At 65.6% G+C, this 4,542-nt stretch carries 5 protein-coding genes and 1 pseudogene; 2 read left to right on the forward strand and 4 right to left on the reverse strand.

Translation table 11 applies throughout. The features are described 5' to 3' along the window. A pseudogene (locus tag AB4Y84_RS14000) lies at window positions 1-240 on the forward strand (hypothetical protein); the annotation flags it as partial. 139 nt (window positions 241-379) lie between these two features. On the opposite strand, the gene accC reads toward AB4Y84_RS14000, so the two are convergent. From accC to aroQ, 4 genes are read right to left on the reverse strand one after another with little or no spacing between them, the layout of a single operon-like run. Then, window positions 380-1,747 (reverse strand): acetyl-CoA carboxylase biotin carboxylase subunit, encoded by a 1,368-nt coding sequence (gene accC, locus AB4Y84_RS14005; protein ID WP_442250303.1) that lies wholly within the window; start codon window positions 1,745-1,747, stop codon window positions 380-382. 12 nt (window positions 1,748-1,759) lie between these two features. Further along, entirely contained in the window at window positions 1,760-2,251 is a 492-nt protein-coding gene (gene accB / locus AB4Y84_RS14010) for an acetyl-CoA carboxylase biotin carboxyl carrier protein (protein WP_100553780.1), read from the reverse strand. A gap of 54 nt (window positions 2,252-2,305) precedes the next feature. After that, a complete protein-coding gene (locus AB4Y84_RS14015; RefSeq protein ID WP_089237270.1) occupies window positions 2,306-2,728 on the reverse strand; it encodes a lysozyme inhibitor LprI family protein in 423 nt (140 codons plus the stop codon). Continuing rightward, window positions 2,725-3,177, reverse strand: coding sequence for a type II 3-dehydroquinate dehydratase (aroQ, locus tag AB4Y84_RS14020; protein ID WP_025878630.1), 453 nt, complete (start codon window positions 3,175-3,177; stop codon window positions 2,725-2,727). Before aroQ ends, AB4Y84_RS14015 begins: the two co-directional genes overlap by 4 nt. 265 nt (window positions 3,178-3,442) lie before the next feature. Here aroQ and AB4Y84_RS14025 point away from each other — a divergent pair. After that, the coding region (locus tag AB4Y84_RS14025; RefSeq protein ID WP_442250304.1) for an acetamidase/formamidase family protein at window positions 3,443-4,542 on the forward strand (1,100 nt) is incomplete at its 3' end.

Here is a 4,542-nt window from a genome sequence, read left to right on the forward strand (position 1 = left end):
GAATTGACCTCGGTGAAGGCACAGGAAGACGTGCGTCGTGCCGGTGCCAGCCAGGTTGCCGCCGTTTACCGCGCGCAGAGTGGCGTGCCGTTCTCGTCGTTGCCGGCCGGCAGCACCTTCCAGGTGGTGTGGCCGGATGGGTCCAGCGAGACCATGGTGATCGTCGATCCGACCTCGCCGAACGGCGTGCGTCCTCTGGCGAACTCGCAGATTCCCGCGGAAGTCGCCGACAAGCGCTGAGCTGATCTGCTTTTGTAGAGCCGAGCCATGCTCGGCTTCTTTCCAGCAAGCCGAGCGTGGGCTCGGCTCTACCGAAAACAAAACAGAAAAGGGCGGGGAAATCCCCGCCCTTTTCATGTGCAGCGACAGCAGCTTCCGATCAGGTCAACGCGATCGGCTTGCTCTTGCGCTCGGCAAGGCGCTTTTCCAGATAGTGGATGTTCTGGCCACCGGCCTGGAAGCCCTTGTCACGCATGATCCGCTGCTGCAGGGCGATGTTGGTCTTGATGCCATCGACCACCATCTCGCTCAGCGCCACCCGCATGCGGGCAATGGCGGTCTCGCGGTCCGGACCGTGCACGATCAGCTTGCCGATCATCGAGTCGTAGTTCGACGGCACGCGGTAGCCACTGTAGATGTGGGTATCGACGCGCACGCCGGGACCACCCGGTGCGTGGAAGCCGGTGATGGTGCCCGGGCTCGGGACGAAGGTTTCGGCGTCTTCGGCATTGATGCGGCACTCGATCGCATGGCCGGTCAGCACCACATCGCTCTGCTTGATCGACAGCTTCTGGCCGGCAGCGATCTTCAGCTGTTCGGCGACCAGGTCGATGCCGGTGACCATCTCGGTGACCGGATGTTCCACCTGGATGCGGGTGTTCATTTCGATGAAGTAGAAGCGACCGTCTTCGTACAGGAACTCGAAGGTGCCGGCACCGCGATAACCGATGCGGATGCAGGCTTCCACGCACACCTTGCCGATCTGCTCGCGCTGCTCGGCGGTGATGCCTGGTGCCGGTGCTTCCTCGACCACCTTCTGGTGACGACGCTGCATCGAGCAGTCGCGCTCGCCGAGGTGGATGGCGTTGCCCTGGCCGTCGGCCAGCACCTGGATCTCCACGTGGCGCGGGTTCTCCAGGAACTTCTCCATGTAGACCTCGCCATTGCCGAACGCGGCCTTGGCCTCGCTCTTGGTGGTCTCGATGGAGGTCTTCAGCGAAGCTTCGGCGTGCACCACGCGCATGCCGCGGCCGCCGCCGCCGCCAGCCRCCTTGATGATGACCGGGTAGCCGATCTCACGGGCGATCTTGGTGTTGGCGACGATGTCCTCGCCCAGCGGGCCGCCCGAGCCGGGCACGCACGGCACGCCGGCCGACTTCATGGCGCGGATCGCTTCGACCTTGTCGCCCATCAGGCGGATGGTGTCTGCTTTCGGGCCGATGAAGATGAAGCCGGACTCTTCCACGCGCTCGGCGAAGTTGGCGTTCTCGGACAGGAAGCCATACCCCGGGTGGATGGCCTGGGCGTCGGTAACCTCGGCCGCAGCGATCAACGCCGGGATGTTGAGGTAGCTTTCCGCCGACGACGCCGGACCGATGCAGACCGATTCATCGGCCATGGCCACGTGCTTGAGGTTGCGGTCGACCGTGGAGTGCACGGCCACCGTGCGGATGCCCAGGGTGTTGCACGCGCGCAGGATGCGCAGCGCGATTTCCCCTCGGTTGGCGATGACGACTTTGTCGAGCATGGCAGCCGCCCCTTAGCCGATCACGAACAGCGGCTGGTCGAATTCCACCGGCTGGCCGTTCTCGCCGAGGATGGCGACGATGGTGCCCGACGCATCGGCTTCGATCGGGTTGAACATCTTCATCGCTTCGATGATGGCCAGGGTCTCGCCGGCCTTGACCTGCTGGCCGATGCTGACGAAGGCCGGCTTGTCCGGCGAGGACGAGGCATAGAAGGTGCCGACCATCGGCGAGCGCAGCACGTGGCCTTCCGGCAGCGCGTTGCCCGGCTTGGCGGTGCCGCCGGTGGAGGCTTCAGTCGGCGACTGCATCGGCATCGCCGGGGTAGCCGGCTGGGCAGCGACCGGGGCGGCCATCATCATCTGCGGCGGGGCCTGCATCATGCCGTAGCCGGACACCGGAGCGCGCGACAGGCGCACCGATTCTTCGCCTTCCTTGATTTCGATTTCAGCCAGGTTCGACTCTTCCAGCAGGTCGATCAGCTTCTTGATTTTGCGGAGATCCATGGTGGCCTCTTTGCTCTTTGATGTCAGTGTGGTGGGAAGCGCGTTGCGCTCGGGTCAAAGCAGTTCGTAGAAGTCGCGCAGCTGTCGGGTGCGGTCGCGCGCGAGGGTGATCAGGCAGCGCATCTGTGCGCCATTGCGCGCGGTGCCGTCGGAATTGAGGGCGTACACCGCCTGGCAGTCGTGGTCGCGCAGCTGCATCCACGCGCGCTGGGCCAGCACCAGCTCCTGTTCGGCATTGCCGCAGTAGCTGCAGCTGCCGCCGTTGGCAGGCGTGCGCAGTTGCCTGCGCGCCTGTGCGTAGACGGCGTTGAGTTCAACGTCGGCGGCCGCTGCCACGTCCGAGGCGCACAGGTCGCTCTCCATCGTGGTGGTCGGATGCGCGCAGTCGATGCCTTCGGCCTCACGGTCGGACGCGGCGGCAGCGCCGCACAGGCCGGCCCACAGCACAACGCTGGCGAGGACGCGCGACAGGCTCATGACGCGGCGGCAGCCTGCACGCGTGCCAAGGCCGCGTCCATCGCATAGCGGTAGCTGTCGGCACCGAAGCCACACACCACGCCAACCGCCTTGTCGCTGAAATAGCTGTGCTGGCGGAAGGGCTCGCGGGTATGCGGGTTGGACAGGTGGATCTCGATGAACGGCACCGCCACCGCCGCCAGCGCATCGCGCAGGGCAACCGAGGTATGCGTGAAGGCGGCCGGGTTGATCAGGATGAAGGCGGTTCCGTCGGTGCGTGCGGCCTGTACACGATCCACCAGGACGTGCTCGGCGTTGGACTGCAGGCTCTCCAGCGCATGACCCGCGGCAGCGGCCTGGGCGGCCAGCGCCTGGTCGATGTCGGCCAGCGTGGTGTGGCCGTAGACCTCCGGCTCGCGGCTGCCGAGCAGGTTGAGGTTGGGGCCATGCAGGACCAGCAGCTTCGCCATGGGATCCGATTGACGGGAAAGGGCGGCAGTCTGGCGGAAGCTGAGGATGCTGTCCAGTTCGGCGAAATTAGTGGTGTTTAAAGCGATCGTTTGAAAAAGCCGTGCTCCGCATGGTTGCTCACCATAGATAGTGGAAATTGCGCGTGCCGGCCATCCCCCTGCCGGAAGACTGCGGCCGGGCCGCATTACGTTCGACACTGCGGAGGTTGCCACGGCATTCCTACACTGCGCCTATCCGCCACGTCGGCGTTCATGGATGCCCGCCTTGCCTACCTCCCTGCGATTGCCCGCACTGCTGCTGGCAATGCTGCCTTTGAATGCGCTGGCTGCCGAACAATGGATCGTTGCCACCGACCTGTGGGGCAACAGCAACTACCAGACCCTGCATCTGGACGTGCAGGGCGGGCGTATCGCCGGCCGGCTGGACGCCGACCCGGTTACCGGCACCCTGGGCGCGGGACAGATGGTGTTCACCGCAACCGACAGCCAGGGCCAGCGCTACCAGTTCGACGGGCGCATTGACGGGGCGGGGATGCAGGGACAGAGCGATCAGCCGGACACCAACAACCGCGATGCGCGTGCCGTCCACGCCTTCAGCGCCTGGAAAGTACCGGCGCGGGTTTCGACCGCACCTCAGCGCCATGTGTTCACGCCGACCGACTACTCCAATACGTTCAGTGCCGATCGCGCGCCGGTGCTGGTGATCTGGCCAGGCGACTCGGTACAGACCCGCACGCTGGACTCCGGCGGCGTCGACGAGAAGGGCGTCACCCGCGCGCTGTTCGGCAATCCACAGGTCGGGCCGTTCTTCGTGGTCGGCGCCGAACCCGGCGACACGCTGGCGATCACGCTCACCTCGTTGAAGCTCAACCGTGACTACGCCGACAGCCTGGATGGCCTGGTGGGGCGCTTGAAGACGCCGAGGGTGGCAGCCGAAGCCAGCGGGCTGGGCAAGCCGGTGCGCTGGCAGCTGGACCGCAGCAGGGGCGTCGCGCGTCCGCAGGGCGCGAGTGGTGGCCTGCGGCATTTCGAAGTGCCGGTGAAGCCGATGCTCGGCGGCCTGGCGCTGGCGCCGGGCTTCGGCTATCCGCCGTTCTCCACCGGCGATACCGCCGATTTCGGCGGCAACATGGATTTCAACGCCGTGGTGGAAGGCAATACGGTCTACCTGCCCGTGCAGCAGCCTGGCGCGCTGATGTACCTGGGTGATGGCCACGCGCTCCAGGGCGATGGCGAAACCACGCAGTGGGCACTGGAGACGTCGCTGGATGTGGTGGTGAAAGTAGAGCTGCTGAAGCAGCATGCGATCGCAACGCCACGGGTGGAATCGGCAACGCAGATCATGACTCTGGGCCAGGGTGGCTC

The organism is Stenotrophomonas sp. 2YAF22 (assembly GCF_052114665.1).
Lineage (GTDB): Bacteria > Pseudomonadota > Gammaproteobacteria > Xanthomonadales > Xanthomonadaceae > Stenotrophomonas > Stenotrophomonas indicatrix.